At 73.1% G+C, this 23,104-nt stretch carries 23 protein-coding genes; 6 read left to right on the forward strand and 17 right to left on the reverse strand.

All coding sequences use genetic code 11. The features are described 5' to 3' along the window. Positions 1-29: 29 nt before the first annotated feature. Both ACWCQ1_RS20270 and ACWCQ1_RS20275 read left to right on the forward strand, forming a co-directional pair. Complete coding sequence (locus ACWCQ1_RS20270) at positions 30-830, forward strand: SDR family NAD(P)-dependent oxidoreductase (RefSeq protein WP_133049424.1); 801 nt, start codon at positions 30-32, stop codon at positions 828-830. A gap of 47 nt (positions 831-877) precedes the next feature. Continuing rightward, complete coding sequence (locus tag ACWCQ1_RS20275) at positions 878-1,615, forward strand: SDR family NAD(P)-dependent oxidoreductase (protein ID WP_451027043.1); 738 nt, start codon at positions 878-880, stop codon at positions 1,613-1,615. A gap of 9 nt (positions 1,616-1,624) precedes the next feature. On the opposite strand, the gene ACWCQ1_RS20280 is transcribed toward ACWCQ1_RS20275, so the two are convergent. The 17 genes from ACWCQ1_RS20280 to ACWCQ1_RS20360 form a co-directional block, all read right to left on the reverse strand. After that, a complete protein-coding gene (locus ACWCQ1_RS20280; protein WP_133049422.1) occupies positions 1,625-2,677 on the reverse strand; it encodes an MBL fold metallo-hydrolase in 1,053 nt (350 codons plus the stop codon). Further along, positions 2,674-4,206, reverse strand: coding sequence for a class I adenylate-forming enzyme family protein (locus ACWCQ1_RS20285; RefSeq protein WP_358598989.1), 1,533 nt, complete (start codon positions 4,204-4,206; stop codon positions 2,674-2,676). The genes ACWCQ1_RS20280 and ACWCQ1_RS20285 overlap by 4 nt, the downstream gene beginning before the upstream one ends. An 81-nt stretch (positions 4,207-4,287) precedes the next feature. Further along, on the reverse strand, positions 4,288-4,608 hold the full coding sequence (locus ACWCQ1_RS20290; RefSeq protein ID WP_133049420.1) for an EthD family reductase: 321 nt from the start codon (positions 4,606-4,608) through the stop codon (positions 4,288-4,290). A 9-nt stretch (positions 4,609-4,617) separates the two neighbouring features. Then, positions 4,618-4,998, reverse strand: coding sequence for a hypothetical protein (locus ACWCQ1_RS20295; RefSeq protein ID WP_358598986.1), 381 nt, complete (start codon positions 4,996-4,998; stop codon positions 4,618-4,620). Further along, the gene (locus ACWCQ1_RS20300) at positions 4,995-5,345 is read right to left on the reverse strand and encodes a nuclear transport factor 2 family protein (protein WP_451027044.1); all 351 of its coding nucleotides are present in this window, start codon (positions 5,343-5,345) and stop codon (positions 4,995-4,997) included. Before ACWCQ1_RS20300 ends, ACWCQ1_RS20295 begins: the two co-directional genes overlap by 4 nt. 98 nt (positions 5,346-5,443) lie before the next feature. Beyond that, positions 5,444-6,070 carry a TetR/AcrR family transcriptional regulator gene (locus ACWCQ1_RS20305; RefSeq protein WP_133049417.1) on the reverse strand — a complete coding sequence of 209 codons (627 nt, stop codon included), beginning with the start codon at positions 6,068-6,070 and terminating at the stop codon, positions 5,444-5,446. A 604-nt stretch (positions 6,071-6,674) separates the two neighbouring features. Then, on the reverse strand, positions 6,675-7,514 hold the full coding sequence (locus tag ACWCQ1_RS20310; RefSeq protein WP_451027045.1) for an enoyl-CoA hydratase-related protein: 840 nt from the start codon (positions 7,512-7,514) through the stop codon (positions 6,675-6,677). Beyond that, complete coding sequence (locus ACWCQ1_RS20315) at positions 7,511-8,278, reverse strand: SDR family NAD(P)-dependent oxidoreductase (RefSeq protein ID WP_358598979.1); 768 nt, start codon at positions 8,276-8,278, stop codon at positions 7,511-7,513. The genes ACWCQ1_RS20310 and ACWCQ1_RS20315 overlap by 4 nt, the downstream gene beginning before the upstream one ends. Further along, entirely contained in the window at positions 8,275-9,051 is a 777-nt protein-coding gene (locus ACWCQ1_RS20320) for an SDR family oxidoreductase (RefSeq protein WP_358598976.1), read from the reverse strand. Before ACWCQ1_RS20320 ends, ACWCQ1_RS20315 begins: the two co-directional genes overlap by 4 nt. Then, a complete protein-coding gene (locus ACWCQ1_RS20325) occupies positions 9,048-10,262 on the reverse strand; it encodes an acyl-CoA dehydrogenase family protein (RefSeq protein WP_358598973.1) in 1,215 nt (404 codons plus the stop codon). The genes ACWCQ1_RS20320 and ACWCQ1_RS20325 overlap by 4 nt, the downstream gene beginning before the upstream one ends. A gap of 12 nt (positions 10,263-10,274) precedes the next feature. After that, a complete protein-coding gene (locus tag ACWCQ1_RS20330; protein ID WP_451027046.1) occupies positions 10,275-11,246 on the reverse strand; it encodes a phosphotransferase family protein in 972 nt (323 codons plus the stop codon). Next, the gene (locus tag ACWCQ1_RS20335; protein ID WP_451027047.1) at positions 11,243-12,454 is read right to left on the reverse strand and encodes an acyl-CoA dehydrogenase family protein; all 1,212 of its coding nucleotides are present in this window, start codon (positions 12,452-12,454) and stop codon (positions 11,243-11,245) included. Before ACWCQ1_RS20335 ends, ACWCQ1_RS20330 begins: the two co-directional genes overlap by 4 nt. 10 nt (positions 12,455-12,464) lie before the next feature. After that, positions 12,465-13,613, reverse strand: coding sequence for a thiolase family protein (locus tag ACWCQ1_RS20340; protein ID WP_451027048.1), 1,149 nt, complete (start codon positions 13,611-13,613; stop codon positions 12,465-12,467). Next, positions 13,610-13,981 carry a Zn-ribbon domain-containing OB-fold protein gene (locus tag ACWCQ1_RS20345; protein ID WP_208783031.1) on the reverse strand — a complete coding sequence of 124 codons (372 nt, stop codon included), beginning with the start codon at positions 13,979-13,981 and terminating at the stop codon, positions 13,610-13,612. Before ACWCQ1_RS20345 ends, ACWCQ1_RS20340 begins: the two co-directional genes overlap by 4 nt. Further along, entirely contained in the window at positions 13,966-14,754 is a 789-nt protein-coding gene (locus ACWCQ1_RS20350) for an enoyl-CoA hydratase/isomerase family protein (protein ID WP_133049409.1), read from the reverse strand. The genes ACWCQ1_RS20345 and ACWCQ1_RS20350 overlap by 16 nt, the downstream gene beginning before the upstream one ends. A 93-nt stretch (positions 14,755-14,847) precedes the next feature. After that, the gene (locus ACWCQ1_RS20355; protein WP_358598960.1) at positions 14,848-15,984 is read right to left on the reverse strand and encodes an acyl-CoA dehydrogenase family protein; all 1,137 of its coding nucleotides are present in this window, start codon (positions 15,982-15,984) and stop codon (positions 14,848-14,850) included. Positions 15,985-16,101: 117 nt separating this feature from the next. Then, entirely contained in the window at positions 16,102-16,896 is a 795-nt protein-coding gene (locus tag ACWCQ1_RS20360; protein WP_358598957.1) for an SDR family NAD(P)-dependent oxidoreductase, read from the reverse strand. A 62-nt stretch (positions 16,897-16,958) separates the two neighbouring features. Between ACWCQ1_RS20360 and ACWCQ1_RS20365 the strand changes: the two genes are divergently transcribed. The 4 genes from ACWCQ1_RS20365 (at position 16,959) to ACWCQ1_RS20380 (ending at position 23,093) form a co-directional block, all read left to right on the forward strand. Beyond that, on the forward strand, positions 16,959-18,026 hold the full coding sequence (locus ACWCQ1_RS20365) for an NAD(P)-dependent alcohol dehydrogenase (RefSeq protein ID WP_358598954.1): 1,068 nt from the start codon (positions 16,959-16,961) through the stop codon (positions 18,024-18,026). Between the two features lie 146 nt (positions 18,027-18,172). Then, positions 18,173-19,525 carry an FAD-dependent oxidoreductase gene (locus ACWCQ1_RS20370; RefSeq protein WP_358598951.1) on the forward strand — a complete coding sequence of 451 codons (1,353 nt, stop codon included), beginning with the start codon at positions 18,173-18,175 and terminating at the stop codon, positions 19,523-19,525. A 163-nt stretch (positions 19,526-19,688) separates the two neighbouring features. After that, a complete protein-coding gene (locus ACWCQ1_RS20375; RefSeq protein ID WP_133049404.1) occupies positions 19,689-20,558 on the forward strand; it encodes a branched-chain amino acid ABC transporter permease in 870 nt (289 codons plus the stop codon). Between the two features lie 12 nt (positions 20,559-20,570). After that, positions 20,571-23,093 (forward strand): branched-chain amino acid ABC transporter ATP-binding protein/permease, encoded by a 2,523-nt coding sequence (locus tag ACWCQ1_RS20380; protein ID WP_358598948.1) that lies wholly within the window; start codon positions 20,571-20,573, stop codon positions 23,091-23,093. The last annotated feature ends 11 nt before the right edge of the window (positions 23,094-23,104 follow it).

The following is a 23,104-nucleotide window of genomic DNA, read 5'->3' on the forward strand; positions in this document are numbered from 1 at the left end:
TCGTAGGTCGGACTCGGGAGGGCTCAGCGGTGGGTTCCCTGGACGGCAAGGCCGCGCTGGTCACCGGCGCGGGGCAGGGCATCGGGCGGGCGATCGCCGTGGAGCTGGCCCGTCGGGGCGCGTCCGCCGTGGCCGTCGCCGACCGCGACGCGGAGACCGCCACCGAGACCGCGGCCCTGGTGCGCGCCGCCGGGGCCCGCGCGGAGCCCATCGTCTGCGATCTGCGCGTCCGCGACCACATCGCCGCCATGGTCACGCGGGCCGCGGAGCACTTCGACGGACTCGATGTCCTGGTCAACAACGCCGGGGTGATCGAGACCGCGTTCACGACCGAACCGGACCGCGGAGTCGACTCCCTCCCGGAGGAGGTCTGGGACGCGGTCTACGAGGTCAACCTCAAGGCGGTGTGGCTGACGACGAAGTTCGCCGCGCCGTATCTGCGCCGCTCCACGCGCGGTCCCGCCATCGTCAACACCGCCTCTGTCTCCGGCCTCACCGGCTTCGCCAACGCGCCCGCCTACGGGGTCACCAAGGCCGGCGTCATCCATCTGACCAAGGTCACCGCCGTCGACCTGGCGCCGGTGCGCTGCAACTGCTTCTGTCCCGGTGTCATCGAGACGCGGCTCACCCGGGACTTCCTCGCCGCCGCCGCGGATCCCGAGGCCGCCGAACGCGAGCTGACCGCGCCCCAGTTGGTGGAGCGGCTCGGACAGCCGGAGGAGGTCGCCGCGCTGGCGTGCTTCCTCGCCTCAGACGACGCCGCGTTCATCACGGGGTCGTCGTACGTCGTCGACGGCGGCGCCCTCGCCTGGCTCGGCGTACGGAACTGACCACCACCGACACGGCCGAGAGGCAAGGGGATCCGATGGGCTCCAGGATGGCAGGGAAGACCGCGCTGGTGACCGGTGCCACGGGAGGCATCGGCGACGCCGTCGTGCGCCGGCTCGCGGCCGAGGGCGCGGCGGTCGTGGTGACCGACCTCGACGCCGACCGCTGCGAGAAGCTCGCCGAGGAGGTAGGGGGCGGCGCCCTGGGGCTGGCCCTGGACGTCTCGGACGAGGCGGCCTGGCAGGAGGCCGTCGCCGAGGCGACCGCCCGGCGGGGCGAGTTGTGCGTGCTGGTGAACAACGCCGGCATCGCCAGCATGAACACCGTCGTGACCGAGACCATGGAGTCCTGGGAGCAGGTCCTCGGGGTGACCCAGACCGGTGTCTGGCTCGGCATGAAACACGCCGGGCCGTCCATCGAGCGGGCCGGCGGCGGCTCCATCGTCAACGTCGCGTCGATCTTCGGCACGGTCGGCGGGTTCGGCGCCCAGTTCTCGTACCACGCGGCCAAGGGCGCCGTACGTCTGATGACGAAGAACGCCGCGCTGCACTGGGCGAAGCGGGGCGTCCGGGTGAACTCCCTGCATCCCGGGTTCATCGAGACACCGCGCTCGCGCGAACTGTGGCGTGACACACCCCGGTTGACCGCGATGCTCGAGGGGACGCCGCTCGGCCGGCTCGGCACGCCCGAGGAGGTGGCGGCCGCCGTGGCCTTCCTCGCCTCGGACGAGTCGAGCTTCATGACCGGGTCCGAGCTCTACGTCGACGGCGGCTGGACCGCCCGGTGAGCGGACCCGTCAACCACCCACGGCCGTATACCGATTGACCTCGTCGGTTCGTGTGCGCTCGGCCCTTCCCCGGGCCACCAGCACGTCCAGGTGCGCCGCCGTCTCGTTGACGGCGAGCATCTGGTCGAAGGGTCCGAGCTTCGAGAAGGGGACCCTTCGGCGGGTCCATCCCAGCTCCCCCGCCACCTCGTACGCGGTCCTGGTACGGCCGTCGAGGGCAGCCAGCGTCTCGGCGAGACGGTCGTCGTGGTGGGCGAGGAGTTCCCCGACCCGGGTGTGCACGCTGTCGCCGACCGGGCCGTGCGCGGGCAGCAGCCGGGCGTCCGCGAGTGTGGTCATCAGCCGCAGTGAGTCGAGGTAGTCGCCGAGCGGCAGCGCGGGACCGCCGAGTTCGAAGCCGATGGAGGGGGTGATGTGCGGCAGGACATGGTCACCGGAGAACAGCAGTCCGCGTGCCTGGTCGAGGTAGACGACATGGCCCTGGGTGTGGCCGGGTGTCGGAACGACCGTCAGGCGCACGTCGCCGAAGTGGAGTTCCTCCGCCTGGAGCCAGCGGTCGGGTGCCTCCCAGACGGTGGCGTCGAAGTCGCCGTCGTACATCGCGGCGACCCGCTCGGCGAGTTCGTGGGCACCGGCCCGGCGCAGGGTCGCCAGCGAGCCGACCGGCTCGTCGGTGCGCAACTCGCCGAGCAGTTCCAGGCCCCGCCGCTCGCCCGCGCCGAGGTAGACCCGGGAGCCCAGCAGCCTGCGCAGTTCGACGGCCTGGGTGTAGTGGTCCCGGTGGATGTGGGTCACCAGGACATGGCTGATCTCGCCGAGGTCGTGACCGAGTTCGCCCAGCGCGTCCTCAAGTGCCGTGCGGGATTCGGGGACCGACCACCCGCCGTCGACCAGGACCAGCCCCTCCGTCAGCCCCTCCAGCGCGTAGACGTTGACGGCGCGCAGTCCGTCGTCCGGCAGCGGGAGCGGAACGCGGTGGACGCCGGGTCCCACGGTCTCGGGTCCGGCGTGCGCCCAACGGCCGCGGTCGAAACGGGGGGTGTGGGTGGTGGGGGTGGTCATGCATCTCCTCGGCGGTGCTGTTCGGGGTGGGGGGCGAGCCCCGCGTGCAGCTCGTGGACGAGCGCACGGGCCCCGGAGCGGTCGAGCTTGCCGACGGTGGTCTGCGGCAGCTCGTGGACGGTGAAGAGGAACTCGGGCCACTTGGCCTTGGACAGGCCGGTGCGGGCGAGGTGCGCGGTGATCTCGTCGAGGCCGAGTCCGTCGTGTCCGTCCTCCACCACCACGAGCACGGCGGCGCGTTCGCCGAGGAGCGGGTCGGGTACGGGGGCCACGCAGGCGCGCGCCACCGCCGGGTGGGCGGCGACGGCGCGCTCGATCTCGGTGATGTCGAGGTTGCGTCCGCCGCGGATGATGACGTCCTTCTCCCGGCCCATGACGGTGACCGTGCCGTCCTCGGCGGTCATCAGCAGGTCGCCGGTGGGGAAGAAGCCGTCCGCGGTGAGGGCCGGCGGTTCGACCTTGCCGTCGCGGGCGTAGCCGAGGAAGAGGGACGGGCCGCGCACCTGGGCGCGACCGGTCGCGCCGGGCCCCAGGACGGCGCCGTCGGCGGCCACGGCCCGGAGGTCGGTGCCGGGGAAGGGCCGTCCGTCGCGGCCGAGGCGGACCTCCTCGGGGTCGTCGGGCAGGGGCGAGGTGTGGCCGAGACACTCCGACATGCCGAAGACGCGCAGGATCGTCGTCCCCAGGGAGCGTTCGGCACGGGCGAGGGCGCCGCGGTCCATGGGGCCGCCGCCGACGGTGATCGAGCGGACCCCGTCGAGGACCTTGGAACCGGCGGCAGCGGAACCCATCTGGAGGGCCATGGTGGGCACGCACATCGTCCACCGGACGTCATGGGCGGCCATCCGCGCGAGCGCGTCCTCGCGGTCCCACCGCCCGGACAGCACGAGCGGCCCGCCCAGCATCAGCGCGAGGCAGACCCCGAAGCAGTAGGCGGCGGTGGAGGAGAGCGGGACGACGGCGGCCACCGCGTCCCCCTCGCGCAGACCGTTGACGTCCACAGTGCAGGAGCACGCGTAACGCAGGGCGCTCTCCGACTGGACGACACCCTTGGGACGCCCGGTGGAGCCGGAGGTCAGACCGATGACGGCACCGCCGGACCACCGGGAGACATCGCGCGGGCCCCGGCCGGCGAGGACGGTCCAGCCGTCGAGCGCCTCCGTCGCCGCCGCACCCGGCAGCGCTCCCGCGCCGCCCCAGTCCTCGATCGCGGACGGTTCGGCGATCAGGACGTCGGGCCGGATGTCCTCCAGGGCGGCGGCGAACTCGGCGCGGGTGGTGTGCCGGTTGACCAGGGCCAGGACCCCGCCGGTCCGTCCGACGGCAAGCGTCGCGGCGACCGTGCGCCACGAGTTGTCGGCCTGCAGCAGCACGGTGCCGCCCGGGGTGCCGGCCGGCGTCATCGCCTCGGCCAGCCCACTCGCCCGCCGCAGCAGATCGCGCGCGCCGTGGCGTCCGTGATCGTCGACGACGGCCGTGAAGTCGGCCTGCTCGGACCGTTCCTGGAACTCCCGCACTGTCTGTCGCATCCGCTTCCTCGCCTCGTCGCGAAGGGCCCACCGCGCGTAGGAGGGTGGGCGGGGTCGGCCCGGGACGCGCCCCGGGCGTGCTCAGCCGCCGTACATCTCCGTCTCGCCGCCCATGACGGCGATCCGGCGTCCGCGCATGTCGCCGACCTGGGCGACGGCCGCCGCCCACTCGGGGCTCCGGAGTGCCGTGCGCAGGTCCTCGGGGGTGTCGAAACTCAGCACGGAGACGCCGTCCCAGCCCTCCGAGCGCGGTTCGAGGGCGGCGTCGAGGTCGGTGTGCCGCCAGGACCTGAGACCGGGCAGCCGCCGGGTGAGCTCGGCGTGATCGCCGCGCCACCAGGCGATGAACCGCTCGTGGGTCCACTCGGGCGGCCGGGCGGCCAGCAGGACCAGGTTGTACATCGCGCCTCCTCAGGTGAACAGGACCGCGGGCGAGCGCCCGATCAGCAGCCGCCGGACCCTGCCCTCGTCGTCCAGCCGGGCCGAGGCCACGAAGGTCGCTTCCGGCGCGCCCGACCTGCGCACCTCGCCGAGATACAGCTCGTCCCGGCCGACGGCGGACGCGGTGAGCAGATGGTGGGTGCGCACGCCCACCTCGCGCTGGGCGAGGTAGCCCTCCATCTCGGCCCGTCCGCCGTGGAAGTCGGTGCCGGCGCCGCCCCCGGTGGAGAAGAGGATCGAGAAGGAGAAGTCCTCGCTGATCAGGTCGAGGATGCGGTCGGCGTCGTCGCTGTCGAGGATCCCGAACCAGGTGGTCAGGAACGGGGCGGCGGATGTGGCCGGCGCGCTCACGGCCGGTCCACGAGGTCGAAGTCGGGGGTGAAGAAGGACTGGTAGCGCGCCATCAGCCCGGCGGGCGAGACCTGCGCGGCGGAGAGGAAGGCACCGGTCGTCACGCCCTGGTCGACGACGAAGCCGTACGCCGTCTCGACGTCCCCGTCGACCGAGTACCGGACGATCTCGTGCCGGCGGTCCACCGCGTCGCGGCCGGCGAGGTAGCCGGTGAAGTCCTCGCGGGACGTGCCGGTGCGCTGGCCGCTGGGGAGGGAGATGAGAAACCGGAAGCCCGGTTCCAGGAGTTCGAGGGCCTTTTCCGGGTCGTGGCCGTCCATCCTGGCCATGTATTTGCGAAGCACCATCGCCGATCGCTCTCCCTCAGCTCCTGAAACAACCTGAGTTCAGTTCAGTTTGACTGTAAGGCAGCCGCCCCGCCGCCGACAAGGGGCGGGGCCGGAGCCTATTCCGCGACCATCCGCACCACGCAGCCCTCGATCATCTCGCTGATCTCCGACAGGGGGATCGCCCCGCTCGGGCGGTACCAGCGCCAGACGCTGACGATCATGCCGAGGACGGCGAGGCCGAGGGTGTGCGCGTCGCGGACCGGGTAGGCGCCCTTGGACATGCCGCGCATCAGCAGGTTCGTCCAGTCCCGCTCGACCATCTGCACCAGCTGACGGGCGGCGACGCGTTCGGTCTCCTCGCGCTTGGACTTCCGCGGGGTGGCGAGCAGCGACATGTTCGCCTGCAGGATGCGCATCTGGCGGATCTCCTGCTCGGTGACGGCGAAGGCGGCACGCACGGCGGCGCGCAGTTCCTCCACCGGTTCCGTCTCGTCCTTCGTGGCCTCGACGAACTGGTCGTGGGAGCGCTGGAGTTCGAGGCGCATGATGGTGAGCAGGCAGTGGGCCTTGGACTCGAAGTAGTGGTAGAGGGCGGTCTGCCCGATGCCGACCCGGTCGGCCACCTCCGACCACTTGGTGTTCTCGTAGCCGTCCTCCCCGAACCGCTCCACGGCGGCCACGAGAATCGCGCCGCGCTTCGACCTGGGCCCCTCCTCCGGATCCACGATCCGCGCCCTCGCCATCGCCTCTCCCTCTCCTTCACGGACGATTCCGATCACCGCCCGGTCGTCCGAGAGTAGACCCAAGTTCAAGTCGGTCACGAATCGGGGATCGGACGGGGTGTGCACGCGCCGGGGGCACGGGGAAGGGCGCCGGGGCGGAGCGCCGGGGGCGGGTTTCTGGGCCGGGGGTACGCGGTGGAGGGCACGGGGCGTGGGGCCTCGGGCCGGCTTTCGAGGGCCGGGGTTCGCGGTGGCGGTTGCTGCGGCTGGGGGTGGGTCGTTTCGAACGTCGGCTGCGGCGGACTCGGGCGTGGGCTCGGGCGGCGCCGACTCCACGAGCGGGTCGGGCGCATGGGGGCGAGCCCGCGTCGCGGAGCCGGCACCGGAGCGGGGTCAGGATGCCGCGGGGGAGGCCGTGGCCTCGGGCCCGCGGGAAAGGGCCGCAGTCCGGGGTCCGCCCGGGAGGGCATGGCCTCCGCACGCCGCCCCACAACATCGCCACCACACACCGCCCCACGACACCGCCACCGCACACCGCCCGCCCCAGTCGCCACCGCACGCGCCCCTACAGCGTTGCTGCCGGCCGCGGCCCGACGTCGGCACCACCGGCCCTCGCCGTGCCCCGTCAGATGGCACGGTCCTCCGCCCCCGGGAAGTTCCCGCCCCCAGACTCGGTCCCGCCCCCATCGAGCCCCCGAAAATTCGGGCGGCGCCCCGCGACGAACGCTGTCACGCCCTCCCGGCCCTCCGCCGACGCCGCCGCGGCTGCGAGGTGGCGGGACTCCTCGTCGAGGTGTTCGGCGAGGTCGGCCGAGAGTGCCCGGGTGACCAGCCGTCGGGTCACGCCGTACGCCGACGTGGCTCCACGGGCCAGTGCCCTGGCCGTCCCCACGGCCTCCTCGGTCAGCCGCTCCGGGGCGACGACCCGGCCGACCAGTCCCAGCCGCAGCGCCTCCTCGGACGTCACACGCCGATTCGTCAGCAGCAGGTCCAGCGCCCGTCGGGGTCCGACCAGTCGGGGCAGGGCCCAGCTGACCCCGGCGTCCGGCGTGTACCCGATCGCGGTGTAGGCGGCCGTGAAACCCGCGTCGGTCGACGCGAGGCTGACGTCCGCCGCCGCGAGCAGACCCAGCCCCGCCCCCGCGACGGCCCCCTGCGCGGCGACCACCAGCGGAGCGTCCAGGCCGGAGAGAAGGCGCAACGCCCCGTGGAGCGCGTCGGTGACCTCGGTGAGATGGTCCGCCAGACGGCCGCCCGACAGCCCGGCGAACTCCTTCAGGTCACCGCCGACGCAGAAGGACCGCCCCCGCCCGGTGAGCAGCACCGCCCGGACCCGCGCCTTCTCGCACTCCTGGGCGGCGTCCAGCAGCGCCCGGGCCATCGCCAGGTCGATGGCGTTGCCCGCTCCCCGGCACATCTCGACCCGTGCCAGCCCGTCGTCGTCGACCTCGACCGTGACCCTCATCGCGCCGTCCACCCGCCGTCGACGGTGAGCACGTGCCCGGTGCAGTACGAGGACGCGTCCGAGGCCAGATAGAGCAGCGCCCCGTCCAGCTCGCCCCGCTCGCCGCCGCGTCCGAGCATGGTGCCGCGTTCGACCCAGCGCCGAGAGCGGTCGTCGGAGAACAGCTCGTCCGTCATCTCCGAGCGGAACCAGCCGGGTGCGAGCGCGTTGACCCGCACCCCTGACCTCCCCCACTGTCCCGCCAGTTCCCGGGTCAGCCCGACGAGCCCGGCCTTGGACGCCGCGTAGGCCGCGCCTCCCAGCGGCGCGCCGGAGACCAGCCCCAGGACGGAGGAGACGTTCACGACCGACCGGGTACGGCCGCCGTCCGGAACCGGCGCCTCGGCCAGGAGCCGCGCGAGGTGAAAGGGTGCCACCAGGTTCACGTCCAGCACCCCCGCGAAGTCCTCCGCGCTCTCGTCCTCCGCACGTACGGCGCCCGGCGCGCCCGCGTTGTTGACCAGGACGTCGATCCGGCCGGTCGCGTCGAGCGCGGTCCCCATCAGCCGGACGCGGTCCTCCGCGCGCGAGACGTCGCAGACGACGGGGTGGATGCGCGGGTCGTCGGCGGCGAGTTCCTTGAGCCTGTGCGGTCGCCGCGCGGCGGCGAACACGCCGGCGCCGGCCGACGCGAGGACCGTGGCGAACCGGGCCCCGAGCCCCGAGGAGGCCCCCGTGACCACGGCCGTGCGCCCCCGCAGCGAGAACAACTCGGCGGGCGTCACGCGTCCACCCCGATCGGCAGCACGGTCGCCCCGCCGTCCAGGACCAGGGTCTGTCCCGTCATCCAGGCCGAGGCCTCTGACGCCAGGAAGACGGCGGCGTGCGCCACGTCCTCCACCGTCCCGAGCCTGCGCAGCGGCAGCCTCGCGGTCAGGATGGGCTCGCGCGGCTCCCACACGGCACGGGCCAGCTCCGTCTTGATCAGTCCGGGCGCGATGGCGTTCACGCGCGCCATCGGCCCGAGCTCGTAGGCGAGTTGCCGGGTCATGTGCAGCATGGCGGCCTTGGTGGCGTTGTACCAGCCGATGTGCGGATCGACGATCAGCCCGCCGACGGAGGCGATGTTGACCACCGCTCCCCCGTGCTCGCTCATCCACGCCTGCCAGGCGTACCGGGTCCAGGCGAGCATGCCGTACTGGTTGACCCGTACGGTCTTCTCCGCGCGCGGCAGGTCGAGGCCGAGGAGGTCGCCCATGTAGGGGTTGGTGGCCGCGTTGTTGACGAGGACGTCGAGTCGGCCGAGGCGGGCCATCGTCTGCTCGACGCAGGCCTCGGCGTCCTCGGGCTCGCCGACGTTGGCGACCACCTCGTGGACCTCGCCGTCCCCCTTGATCCGCAGCAGTTCCTCGCGTGCGGCGGCCAGTCCGTCCGCCTTGCGGGAGGCGATGACCACATGGGCACCCGCCTCCCGGTACGCCTTGGCGATCCCGAGGCCGATGCCCCGGGAACCGCCGGTGACGACGGCGACCCGGCCGTCCAGTTGTCGTCCGTTCACGCCGACTCCTCCGGGTACTTGGCCAGTTCACGCCGTGCCACCGTCCGCAGATGCACCTCGTCCGGTCCGTCCGCGATCCGCAGCGCCCGGGTGATGGCGTACAGCCGGGCCAGGACGGTGTCGTCGCTGACCCCCGCGGCCCCGTGCGCCTGGACCGCGCGGTCGACCACCCGGTGCGCTACCTCCAGCGCGGCCACCTTGATCGCGGCGACTTCCGTCCGGGCGGCCGCGTTGCCCGAGGTGTCCATCAGCCAGGCCGACTTCAGGACCAGCAGCCGCAGTTGCTCGATCTCGATGCGGCTGCGGGCGATCCACTCCCGTACGACGCCCTGTTCGGCGAGCCTGCCGCCGAAGGCGGTGCGGGTCAGGGTCCGGCGGCACATCAACTCCAGTGCCCGCTCGGCGAATCCGACCGCCCGCATGGCGTAGTGCATCCGCCCCGGCCCCAACCGCCCCTGCGCCAGGGCGAATCCCTCGCCCTGGCCGCCGAGGAGCGCCGAGACCGGCACGCGCACGTCCTCGAAGAGCACGTCTCCGTGGCCGCAGCGGTCGGTGTAGCCGAACATGGGGAGATCGCGCAGCACCGTGATGCCCGGGGTGTCGCGCGGAACGAGCAGCATGCTCTGCTGCCGGTACGTCGGCGCGTCCGGGTCGGTGACACCCATGAGGATGATCAGCCGGCAGTCGGGATCGAGGATTCCGGACGTGTACCACTTGTGCCCGTTGACGACGTACTCGTCACCGTCCCGGGTGATCCGGGTGCGGATGTTGCGGGCGTCGGAGCTGGCCACCTCGGGCTCGGTCATGGCGAAGCACGACCGGATCTCGGCGGAGAGCAGCGGCCTCAGCCAGCGGTCCTGCTGCTGGGGTGTGCCGAAGAGGGCGAGCAGTTCCATGTTGCCGGTGTCGGGTGCGGAGCAGTTGAACACCTCGGGCCCGATCACCGAGCGGCCGGCGAGTTCGGCGAGCGGCGCGTACTCGAGGTTGGTGAGGCCAGCGCCCCAGTCTCCGTGCGCGAGGAAGAGGTTCCACAGCCCTTCGGCTCGGGCCTTCTCCTTCAACTCCCTCATGACGGGCGGCAGTTCATGCGGGTCGTCGGCCTCGGCGAGCTGCCGGTCGTGGACCGGCTCGGCGGGCAGGACGTACTCCTCCATGAACGCGGCCATGCGCGAACGGAGTTCGTCGGCCCTCGGGGAGAGTGCGAAATCCATGGTGGCGCTCCTTCAGGGCCGTCGGACGAGGATGCCGTGGGCCGAGCGGATCATCGCCGCGATGGTCGGCGGCAGCCGCTCCTGGTCGGGGTCGTGGTGGGTGCCCTCACGGTGCCGACGCAGGTTGTGGCCCATGATCGCGGCCATCTTGGTGCGGGCCAGGGCGCGGAACCAGTCGAAGGCGGGGGGTTCGGGGCGGCCGTCGAGGTAGGCATGGAGCAGTTCCCGCTCGGTGGGCAGGCCGGGAACGGCACTGCCCAGCCGGGGGAAGTTGCGGTGGTCGGCGAAGAGGAGGAACCAGGCCAGGTCGATGCGCGGATCGCCGAGACCCCAGATCTCCCAGTCGACGACGGCGGCCGGCCGTTCGCCCCGGCACAGCACATTGCCGAGGCGGAAGTCGCCGTGGGTGAGCACCGGGGCGACTGCGTCCGGGAGTCGGGAGCCCAGCGCCTCCAGCACCTCCTCGGCCCCGGACCGGAGTTCGGCCGGCACCGCGCGCATGGTGCGGCTCCACCTGTCCAGCTCCCCCGCCGGGTCGAGCGGTTCGGTGGCCTGCGGCGGCTTGGTGTCGTGGAGATCGCGCAGCACGTCGGCCAGGGCCAGCATCCGCGTCCGGCACAGTCGCGGATCGAGGCGGTGTTCGTCGAGGACCGGCTCGATCGCCTCGCCGTCCACGAACTCCATGGCGAACCAGGCCGGTTCGGTGTCGTCGACGGCGACAATCTCCGGTACGGGGACGGATGATCCGGCGAGGGCGCGCAGGATCCGGGCCTGGCGCAGCACGTCGTTGCGGCCGACGGGCCGCCGGCCGGGTGGCACCGCCTTGATGACGTACGACACCGGGCCCGCCGCGATGCGGTAGGTGAGCCCGGAGTGGCCGCCCGGCAGGGTGTGCAGGTCGCCGAGGGACGTGCCGGGGTGCCGTGGGGTCAGTCGGCCCCGGACCCGGCCGGCGAGGTCGCTCACCTCGGTCGTGGTGCTCAACGCCCGGCCCCTTTCGGCTCCTTGGGCAGTCCGAGGACGCGTTCGGCGAGGATGTTGCGCTGGATCTCGTCGCTGCCGCCGGCGATGCGGTAGCCGGGTGCGCCGAGCAGGTGCTCGGTCCAGGCGAACGTTCCCCACTCCCCCGTGTCGGCGGCCAGCCGCGGCCCGAGGAGTTGCTGGACGAGGTCGGTGGTGGCGCGCATGGTCGCGGTGGCGTGAAGCTTGCCGACCGAGGCCTCGGCACCGGGTGCGCGGCCGGCCGCCAGCGCCGAGGTGACCCGCACGGCGATGAGCCGCTGGACCAGGGCGCGGACGAACAGGTCGGCCGCCTGCTGCCGTTCCCCGTCGGTCAGCGATCGGGGCAGGTGCCGGGCGAGGTCGAGGGCGCGGTCGGCGTTGTCGAGGCCGAGTCCGCCGGAGTCGAGGCGTTCGGCGGCGAGCACGGTGAGGGTGACCCGCCAGCCCTCACCGACGGGTCCTAGCCGGTCGGTGTCGGGGACGAACACGTCGTCCAGATAGACCTCGTTGAAGCTGGAGCCGCCGGTCATCTGCCGGATGGGCCGTACGGTCACGCCCGGCGCGTCCATCCGGACCAGGAAGACCGTGATGCCCGCGTGCTTGGGCACATCGGGGTCGGTCCGGCAGACGGCCACGCCCCAGGTGGCGACCCGGGCTCCGGAGGTCCAGATCTTGTGGCCGTTCAGCCTCCAGCCGTCCTCCTCCGGCACGGCCCGGGTGCGGACGGCGGCGAGGTCGGAGCCCGCCTCGGTCTCCGAGAAGAGCTGGCAGGCGAGTTCGTCGGTGCGGAGCAGGGGGCGCAGCAGGCGCCGCTTCTGCTCCTCGGTGCCCCAGATGCGCAGGGCGGGGGCGACGAGTTGCTGGGTGACCGGGAAGATCTCGGTGCGCCGCGGTACGTCGAACGCGGACTCCTCGGCGCGGTACAACTGCTCGTAGTGAGCGGGGAGTTCGCGTCCTCCGTACTCCGCCGGCCAGGAGAGCGCGCCCCAGCCCTGGTCGTGACGGATGCGCTCCCAGGCCCGTGTCCGCTCGGTGTGGGCGCGTTCCTCGGCCTCGGTCCAGTTCTCGAAGACGGCCACCGAGTCGTCGCCTCGGCCCCACTCCAGGTGGGCGGCGCGCGCCGGCGCCACGGTCCTCAGCCAGCTGCGGGCCTGCGCCCGGAACTCGTCCGGGCCGGGTATGCCGTCCATGGTCCTCCTCTCAACGGGTCAGCACGGTGCAGGCGCTGACGCCGGGCGCCCCGTACACATGGGTGAAGCCGGTCCGTGGATCGCCGGGCACCTGTCGTTCGCCGGCCCGGCCGCGCAGCTGCTGCACGATCTCGTGGACCTGGCGCAGTCCGGAGGCGCCGATGGGTTCGCCGTTGGCGATGCATCCGCCGTCGGTGTTGACCGGCAGCGAGCCGCCGATCCCGGTCGCCCCGAACGGGATGAGGGACTCCTGCTCGCCGTGCTCGCAGAACCCGCACTCGGCCAGGTGCATCACCTCGGCGCCGCTCTCGGTGTCCTGCAGCTGGCACACGTCGATGTCCCGCGGCCCCAGTCCGGCCTGCTCGAAGGCGCCGCGGGCGGCGTCCGCGCTGACGCTCGTCGGGGTTCCGGGGGGCGCCCACGGGCTGAACACCTCGAAGGAACCGAACCGGCGGGTGCGCACGACCGCCGCACGCAGGGTGACGGCCTTCGCCTCGATCTCGCGGGCCACCGCCGGACCGCACAGGACCAGGGCGACCGCGCCCTGGCCGGGCGAGCAGAACATGTAGCGGGTCAGCGGGTCGTTGACCATCCCGGACGCCAGGATCTCGTCCGCGTCGAGCGGCTTGCGGCGCCAGGCGTGCGGGTTGAGCACGCCGTTCGCGTACGCCTTCTCGGCGACCAGTGCGAGGGTGCGGGCGCTGATGCCGTGGTCGTGCATGTACCGCTGGATCTTCATGGCGAAGAACTGGGTGGTCACCATCAGCCCGTCGCGGCCGTAGACCTCGTCGAGCCCCCAGTCGGCGGGGCGCGGGTCGAAGGCGCCGCGCGGATGCTTGTCGAAGCCGACGGCGAGCGCCACGTCCGCCGCGCCGGAGCGGATGGCGTGGGCGGCCGAGACGAGCGCGCTGCCGCCGGTCGCGCAGCCGTTGCGCACATTGGTGAACGGCACTCCGGTCAGGCCGAGTTCGGCGACCAGGGTGTCGGCGTTGCCGGCGGCGTCGCTGCCGCCGTACGCGGCCCGCACCCGGGACCACGGCAGTCCGGCGTCGGCGAGGGCGGCCCGCACGGCCCGCACGGCCAGGCGCCGGCCGCTCGCCTGCGTACGGGCGAAGGAGGTGATCCCGGCACCGCAGACCAGCACGTCCTCGCCGCTCATACGGCGGCTCCCGTGGCCCTGGGCACTCCGTCGCCGGCTGTCAGCGTCACCGGCATGCCGATCTCCGCGTCCTCGGGCCGGATGTCGAGCCTGGCCAACACCCGCACCCCTTCCGGCAGTTCGACGTATCCGACGGTGAACGGCGCGAAGCCGGCGGCGGGTGGGACGTAGGGCGGCGACTTGGGCGCGTAGCGCTGCACGGTCCAGGTCCACAGGGTGCCGGTGGCGGAGAGCACGACCGGTTCGGCCGGTCCCCCGCAGCGCGGACACGCCGGGTCTGCGGGGTAGACGGCCACCGCGCAGTCGGCGCACCGGGAGCCGCGCAGCCGGCCCCCGGTCCCCGGCACTTCGCTCAGCGGCCCTTCCACTGCGGCTCCCGCTTCTCCAGGAACGCCGACACACCCTCCGCGGCGTCCTCGGAGTTGAGCATCACGCCGACCGCGAGGTGCTCCATGACCATCAGCGACTGGATGTCCGCGTCGAGGCTTCGGTCGATGGTCATCTTGGTGATCCACATGGTGAACGGGCTCTTGTCGACGAGCTGGTCGGCGAACTCCTCGACGGTGGCGTCGAGTTTGTCGGCGGGGGCCGAGGCGTTGATGAGGTCGAAGTCGGCCGCCTCGACGCCGGTGAGCAGCTTGCCGGTGAGCATGAGCTCCTTGGTCTTGCGGACGCCGATCATGCGCGGCACCCGGTAGATCGGGCCGGCGCCGCCGAACAGCGCGCGCCGGATGTGGAAGTCGCCGATCAGGGCGTCGTCCGCGGCGATCGCGAAGTCGCAGGAGATCATCAGCTCGAAGCCGCCCGCGGTGACGTGGCCCTCCAGGACGGCGATCGACGGCGTCTTCATCGAGTACAGCCGGTCGCAGACCTTCGCCGACAGCACCGCGACGTCGATGGCGTTGGAGCGGCCGACGAAGTCGGCCTTGAGGCTGTCCAGGTCGAACCCGGAGCAGAAGGTGTTGCCGCGTCCGCGCAGGATCAGCACGCGCAGCTCCGGGTCCGCGTCGACCTCGGTGATGATCTCGTCCAGCCGCTCGAGAATCGGCACGGTCACGCAGTTCTTCTTGTGCGGGCGGTTCAGCCAGACCCGCGCCACATGCCCGTCGCGCTCGAACTGGATCTCGTCCTCGACTGCCATGAGTTCCTCCAAACTGAACTGAATTGAGTTCGATTCTGTGGGCAGTGGGTGCCCCTGTCAATGGACCGGCCGCTGCCGGTCGACCCCGAGAAGTCAGCCGGTGCGGCCGGTGAGCCCCAGCAGCCCGGCCAGGCGCAGACGGTGGTCGTCGCCGGTGCCGAACAGCGCCTCGTCGGCCCGGGCCCGGCGCAGATAGAGGTGGGCCGGGTGCTCCCAGGTGAAGCCGATGCCGCCGTGCAGTTGCACGTACTCCGCGGTGGCCAGACGGTAGGCCGCGGTGCAGGCCACCGCGGCCGCGCTCGCCGCCACCGGCAGCTGGTCGGTCCGTCGCCCGGCCACACAGGCGGCGGCGTACGCCGCCGCCGACCGCGCGCCCTCGACCTCGACGAGCAGGTCGGCCAGCCGGTGCTTGACCGCCTGGAACGACCCGATGGGGCGCCCGAACTGGGTCCTGCGCACCACATGCGCGAGTACGGCGTCCAGGGCGTGCGCACTCCCGCCGACGTGCTCGGCGGCCAGCGCCGCCCGTGTCGCGTCGAGGACCCCGGCGACCGTGTCCGGCGCCCGTCCGGGCTCGCCGACCGGCTCGGCCGGTGCTCCCCGGAAGCGGACGAGCGCCTGCCGGCGGGTCGGGTCGAGGACGCGACGAGCCGTGCGCTCGCAGGTCGCGGGGTCGGGTTCGCAGGCGAACAACCGCTCCCCGTCCGGCGCCCGGGCGGCGACCAGCAGCAGATCGGCGCCCTCTCCGTCGGGCACGAAATCGGCCTCGCCGCGCAGCATCCAGCCGCCGGCGCCCTCTTCGGCCGTGACAGCGCCGGGATGCGGGAATCCGGCGACCGTGGCGGTGAGCGAGCCGTCGGCGATGCCCGGCAGCCAGCGCGCGCAGGCCTGCCGGTCACCGCTGTCCAGCAGGGTGTGCCCGGCGAGGACGACGGTGCTCAGCAGCGGCGCCGGGCTCAGCACACGCCCGGTCTCCTCCATGGCCACGGCGAGTTCGGCGAACGTGCCGCCGGCGCCGCCGTACTCCTCGGGGACGGCGAGCCCATGGACGCCGATCTCGTCCGCGAGCCGGTGCCACAGCACCTCGTCGTGGCCCCGCGGGCTGTCGGCCTGCTTGCGGACCTCCTCGGGTTCGCAGGTCTGCGCGAGGAAGTCCCGCAGGACGGAGCGCAGTTGGCGCTGCTCCTCGGTCTCCCGCAGCAGCGCGGGGTCGGCGTCGAGCCGGAACATGCGTACCTCCCTCGGCCGCGCCCGCCCCAGGGGGCGCGGGGGTGTGACATCGTGCGGCTGCGCGGACGGGCGCCGCCGCCCGCCGGGACCGGGCGGTCACCCAGGACGGTTCGGTGCTCACACCGTGAACCGCCCGCCGTTGGCGAGCAGCACCGCGCCGACGAGATTCGCCGCCTCCTCGCTCGCCAGGAACAGGGCGACGTCGGCGATCTCCTCCGGTGTGGCGTACGGCCGTACCCGGCCGTCCGCGAAGCCCTGCCGCAGCGCCGCGGGCGTTCGCGCCGCCATGCCGGTCTCGGTCGGCCCGGGTGCCACCGTGTTGACGCGGACGCCGAACGCGATCGCCTCCTTGGCGACGGACTGGCTCAGCGCGTGGGCCCCGGCCTTCGAGGCCGCGTAGTGCGGATAGCCGACCAGGGTGTCGAAGGCCGAGGAGGAGCCGACGGTGACGACGGCCCCGGACCGGCGGGGTGCCATGGCCCGGACGGCCGCGCGCAGCACATGGAAGGTGCCGTCGAGGTTGACGCGCATGACGCGGCGCCAGGCCTCGTCGCCGAGCCGCGCCGTCACCTCCGGCGGCCGGTCCGCGTGCAGCGCCTCGGCGATCCACTCCTTGGCGGCGGGATCGTCGACGCCGGCCGCGTGCACCACGACGTCCAGCCGCCCGTGCCGCCGTACGGCCTCCTCGAAAGCCGCGTCGACCTGGGCCGGTTCGGCCACGTCCACGGTCAGGGGGTGCGCCCGCGGCAGCTCCTCGGCTACGGCCCGGGCCGCCTGCCCGTCGATGTCCACCACGAGAACCGGGGCACCCTGTGCGGCGAGTCGCCGGGCGGCCGCCGCGCCGATGCCGGATCCCGCGCCGGTGACGAGCGCGACCCGCCCGTCGAAGCGCCCCGCGTGCTCACCCTCCACGTACGGTCACCACCCCCACGGCCGACTACTGAACTGACTTCATTTTTGTTAATGTCCCGGGTATGTCAACAGGCAGGACGAGAGCGGTCCGGCTGACCCGCTGGGGCGGTCCACCGGAACTCACCGAGGTGCCCCGGCCGAGCCCGACGGGCGAAGAGGTCCTCATCGAGGTGGAGGCGGCGGGCGTGTGCCGTTCGGACCTCCATGTCATCGACGCGCCGCCGGGCGCCCTTCCGTACCGGCTCCCGTTCACCCTCGGGCACGAGACCGCGGGCCGCGTGGTCGAGCGCGGCCCGCTCGCCACGGGTCCGGCGAGCGGCGAGCGCGTGGTCGTGTACGGCCCCTGGGGCTGCGGGAGTTGCGCGCGCTGCGCGGCGGGGGCGGAGAACTACTGCGACCGGCGCCCGGCGCTGGACGCGGACCGCGCGGGGACCGGGGCGGGCCTCGGGCGGGACGGCGGGATGGCCGACCTGCTGCTCGTGCCGTCCGGGCGGCTGCTGGTGCCGGTGGGCGACCTGCCGGCCGTACAGGCGGCACCCCTGTCCGACGCCGGGCTCACGGCCTGTCACGCCGTGGCAGCGGTCCGGGGCGCGCTGGACGAGGACGCCTGCGTGGTCGTCATCGGCATCGGCGGCCTGGGGCACCTGGCCGTTCAGCTGCTGCGGGCCACGACGACCGCGCGGGTGCTGGCCGTCGACGTACGCGAGGAGGCGCTCGCCCTGGCCGAGGAGTGCGGCGCGCACTTCGCCACCCTCCTGCGGCCCGACACCGCGGCGATCCTGCGGAACCGGACGGGCGGCGCGGGTGCGGCGGCCGTGCTCGACTTCGTCGGCGGCCCCTCCAGCCTGGAGCTCGCGGTGGAGGTGCTGCGGCCGGGCGGGGAGCTGGCCGTGGTGGGCAGCGGCGGCGGAGAACTGACGGTCCGCAAACCGGGCGCACTGCCTCCGGGGACGCGGATCTCGCTGCCGTTCTGGGGAACCCTGCCCGAACTGCGGACGGTGGTCTCCCTGGCCCGCGAGGGCGTCCTGCGGGTGGGGGTCGAGCGGTTCCCGCTGTCGGAGGCGCCGCGGGCCCTCGCGAGGCTTCGGTCCGGCGACGTACGGGGGCGCGCGGTCCTGGTTCCCGACTGACGTGCCGGTTGCCGACCCGTCCGGCCGGGCCATCGACGCGGCCGGAACCCGTACCGGCCCACCTCGCGCGATCCACCCTCTCGACTCCAGAAGTGAGTTCAATTAGCGTCTGTCCCACTCGGCGACACGAAGGCGGTGGACCCGCTATGGATGCGGAGACAGTGGATCTTCTGGTGATGGGCGGTGGCATGGCCGGTCTCTCGGCCGCCGCGAAGGTGGCCGCCGAGGGCGGCACGGTGGTCCTGGTGGAGAAGGCGGAACGCACCGGCGGCTCCGCACGCTTCGCCGGCTTCGTCTGGACGACCCCGACGGTCGAGGAGATGCGCCGGGTCAACCCGGACGGCGACCCCGAACTGGCCACCGCCCTGGTGCACGGGTTCGCCGACGGGGTGGCCTGGATCCGGTCGCTCGGCGTGGAATGCCGGCCGCCGGTGCCCGTGCTCGGCTTCGGCCGGGGGCACCAGGTCGACACCCACCACTACCTCGACACGTGCGAACGGCTGATCCGCGACCGGGGCCAGGAGGTGCTGACCGACACCTGGACGCGCGCCCTCGTGACGGACGACGGCGCGGTCAAGGGCGCGGAGTGCGTCCTGCCGGACGGATCGGTGCGCCGCATCGAGGCCACCTGGACCCTCCTCGCGACGGGCGGCTTCCAGGGCGATCCGGGCCTGCGCGCCGAGCACGTCCACCCGCGCGCCGCCGACATCGGGCTGCGGGCCAACCCGCACAGCCGGGGCGACGGCCTCGCGCTCGGCCGTTCGGCCGGCGCCGCGTTCGGGAAGAAGGACGCGGGCTTCTACGGCCACCTGATGCCGGCGGGCGTCTCCCTGGCCGACCCCGCGCGCTTCGTCGACCTGGCGCTGTACTACAGCGAGCACGCCCTGCTCTTCGACACGACCGGCGAGCGCTTCGTCGACGAGACGGTCGGGGACCATCTGACCGCGATGGCGCTGCTGGAACGGCCGGAGGCCCGCGGCCTGCTGGTCGCCGACGCGCGCGTGCACCGGGAGTGGATCAGCGCCTCCTACGTCGAGGGCATCCCCGGCGTGGACAAGTTCCAGCTGTGCCACCGCGCCGGCGCCCGCAGTGCGGTGGCCGACAGCCTGGAGGACTTCGCGTCGATGCCCGAGGAGTGGGGCTATCCCGGCGCCACGATCCGCGACCGCGTGGAGGAGTTCAACGCGGCCGTGCGCGCGAACGCCACGACCGCACCCGGCCGGCTGCTGGACCGGCGGCCGCTCGACGAACCGCCCTTCTACGTCCTCGAGGCGGCCCCCGCGATCACGTTCACCTTCGGCGGCCTGCTGATCGACACGGAGGCACGCGTGCGGTCCGCGGACGGGGCCGGTCCGGTGCCGGGGCTGCTGGCGGCGGGTGCCGACGCCGGCGGCCTGTACCGGCGCGCCTACGCGGGCGGCCTCGCCCCCGCCCTGGTCTTCGGTCTGGCGGCGGCGCGGACCGCGCTCGCCGGGGCTCCGGCGAGCGTCGCCCGCTGAGCCCGATCGGGCCGCCGCGCACAAATCCCGTGCACGAGGGTTGCCCGCCCGGCACCGGAGTGCCTAGCTTACTGAATTGAGTTCACTTTAACTTCGCGGTCCGTGAGGTGATCATGCCGTTTGCATGCGTGGCGCGAACGCGCCCTTCCCCGGGGGAGGGACTATGAGTCAGTTCCTGCTTGTCCTGGTCAGCGGTCTGGCCAGTGGAGCCGTCTACGGCCTCATGGGCCTGGGGCTGGTCATCATCTACCGGGCCACGGACGTCGTGAACTTCGCGATGGCGTCGCTCGCGACACTGGGCCTGTACGTGGCGGTCTCGCTCCACGACCACGGTGTGGCCACGGTGCTCGGCATCCTCGCCGCCGTCGCCATCACCGTCGCGGCGGGCCTGCTCGTCCGGGAGACGGTGATCCGGCCCCTGGGGCAGGGCCAGTTGTTCTCCGCGCTCGTCGTCACGATGGGCGTGTCCCTGATCGCCGAGAGCGCCGCCGGATCGATCTGGGGCGACCAGCCCAAGTCCTTCCCCAGCCTGGTCGACGGGACGGTGCGCTGGTCGGGTGCCGCGGTGCCGGTGCAGAGCCTGGTCACGATCGGCGTCGCCGCCGTGGCGATGACCCTGGTGGGCTATCTGTTCGCCCGCACCACGCTCGGCTCGGCCATGCGCGCCGTCGCCGAGTCCGCCGACACCGCGCGCGTGGTCGGGCTGAGCGCCCAGCGGCTGGCACGGATCTCCTGGGCGCTCGGCCTGGGGCTGGCCGCACTGGCCGCCTCCCTGTACGCGCCGCGCTCCGGTCTGGTTCCCACCGCGCTGGTCGCCCCGCTGTTCCGGGCCTTCGCCGGGATCTTCCTGGGCGGTCTGACCAGCATGTACGGGGCGGTCCTGGGCGGGTTGACCATCGGCGTCCTGGACAACCTGGCGGCCAACTACGTCTCCGCCAGCTTCCGGGACACGTTCGTGTTCACGTTCACCGTGCTGGTCCTGCTGATCCGTCCGCAGGGCATGTTCGGCACCCGCACCTTCCAACGGGTCTGAGGGGTCGCATCCATGGTCTTCAACCGTTCCCTCCTGGCCAGGGCCGCCCTGGGTCCGGCCGCCGGCGCGGTGCTGATGGTGTTCATGGCCTCCGGCGCGATCCCCGCGTACCAGATGTACTCCGTCGGACTCGCGGCCGTGTACACGATCGTCGTGCTCTCGGTCGGCCTGCTCGCCGGCTGGTCCGGCATCTGGTCGGTGGGCCACCCCGCGTTCTTCGCCGTCGGCGCATACTTCGCGGCGTACGGCAGTGCCCACGACTGGCCCCTGGAAGCGGTAGTGCTCGGTGCCGTCGCCACCGGCGCCGTCCTGGGCGCCTTCCTCGGATACGCGGGCGCCCGCTTCTCGGTGCTCTACATCGCCCTGCTGACCCTCGCCTTCACCATGGTGACCCTCGAACTCGTCAACCGCTGGAGCAGTGTGACCGGCGGCGACCAGGGAGTGCCGGTCGTCCAGCTGCGCAGCGCGCTCGGCCTCGGCACGATCCTGGGCGGCAGCACCGAGGCCCAGTACCTCGCGGTCGGAGCGGCCGCCGTGGTGCTCGCGCTGGCGGTACCGGCCGCCGCCTCGGGGCTGCGGATGCGGCTCGTGGCCGCCAAGTCGCACCCCCTGGCCGCCCGTACGATCGGCATCGCCCCCGAGGCGCAGTCGTCGCTGTCCTTCGCCGTGAGCGCGGCCTGCACCTGCCTGGCGGGCGTGCTGCTCGGGCTGCTCACCGGCTTCGTCAGCCCCGACCCGTTCTCGCTGTCCTTCGGCATCTCGCTGATCGCGGCGTGCGTGCTCGGCGGGGTCGGCACCATCGTCGGCGCCGTGGCCGGAGGCGTCTATCTCACGTGGAACCCCTCGCTGTCCTCCGCCGTGGGGCTGCCCCAGCCCGTCGTGCAGGGCCTCGTCCTGATCTGCGTGCTCCTCTTCCTACCCGGCGGCGTCGTGCCGTTCCTCGGCAAACCCGTGCGCAGTCTCGCGCGGCGCCTGCTGCGCCGACCGGACACCCGACTCCCCCTGCCCGCCGAGGAGTCGACCGCCCCCGCACCCATCCGGCCTCCCACCGACGACTCCGTCCTGCTGCGCCTGGAGCACGTGTCGGTCTCCTACGGCGGACTCCAGGCCCTGGAGGACGCCTCACTGACCGTGCTTCAGAACGAGATCCTGGCCGTCATCGGACCCAACGGGGCAGGAAAGACGACCCTGTTGAACGCCCTGTCGGGACTCACCGGCAACGGCCGGGTGAGCGGAACCGCCGACTTCGCCGGCCGGCCCCTGCTGCGGACCAGGGCGACCGCGCGCCGGCGGCTGGGCATCGGCCGTACGTTCCAGCACGCGGAGGTCTTCTCCGAACTCACCGTCGCCGAGAACGTGTTGTGCACCCGTCGCCGGATCACCGCCCGGGACCGGGCCGAGGTGGCACGGGTGCTGCACTCCGTCGGCCTCGCGGAGGTGGCCGACCGCCGCCCCGGGGAGCTGCCCTTCGGCCTGCAGAAGCGCCTCGACCTCGCCCGCGCGATGGCCGAGGACCCGAAACTGCTGGTGCTGGACGAGCCGTTCGGCGGCCTCGACGCGAGTGAACGGGCCCTGCTCGCCGGGCACATCAGGCGGCTGCACGCCGGCGGCACCGCCGTGGTGGTCATCGACCACGTCCTCGACGACCTCTTCTCCGTCGCCCACCGGGTCCTCGCCTTCGACTTCGGACGCACCATCGGCGAGGGCGCCCCGGACACCGTGCTGCAGGACCCGAAGGTGCGCTCCTCGTATCTGGGCACGGTCGACGGCAGGACCCGGCCGCCCGAGCACACCGGCGAGCGCAGCATGATCCGCCTGCACGGCATCGGCCACGGCTACGGCGGCGTGGTCGCCCTGCGCGACGTCGACCTCGACGTCCGCCAAGGCGTCGTGCTCGGCGTCGCCGGAGCCAACGGCGCGGGCAAGAGCACCCTGGCCGGCGTCCTGCACGGCTCCCTCACACCCGCGCACGGGGTCAGGGAGGCGGGCACGGGCGTCCGCACCAGCCTGGCGCCCGAGGGACGGGCCCTGTTCAAGACGCTGTCCCTGCGCGAGAACCTCGAAGTCGCCGCGTACGCGGGCGGTGTCACCGGCGCGCGACTGCGCGAGCGGCTGGAGGAGACCGTCGAGTGGCTGCCGGTGCGGCTGCGCGACCGGATGTCCGCGCCGGCCGGCGGACTGTCCGGCGGCGAGCAGCAGATGCTCGCCATCGCCCGGGCCCTGATCGTCGGGCCGGACGTCCTGATCGTCGACGAACCGGCGCTCGGGCTCGCCCCGGCGCTGGTCGACGAGGTCTACGACCGGCTGGCGGGCCTGGCCCGGGAGGGTCTGACCGTCGTCCTGCTCGAGCAACTGCTCAGCCGGGCCATGTCCGTGTGCCACGAGGTGGCCGTGCTGCACGAGGGCGTCGTCGCAGCCCACGGCCGGCCGGGCGATCCCGCGTTCGCGGCACAGGCGGAGGCGGCGTACTTCAGCGGCGGCCTGGAGGCCGCCCCGAACGCGGCGGCTCCCGCCCGGACCTCACGAGTGAACTGATTCCTGTAGCG

Source organism: Streptomyces sp. NPDC002144, from assembly GCF_053593695.1.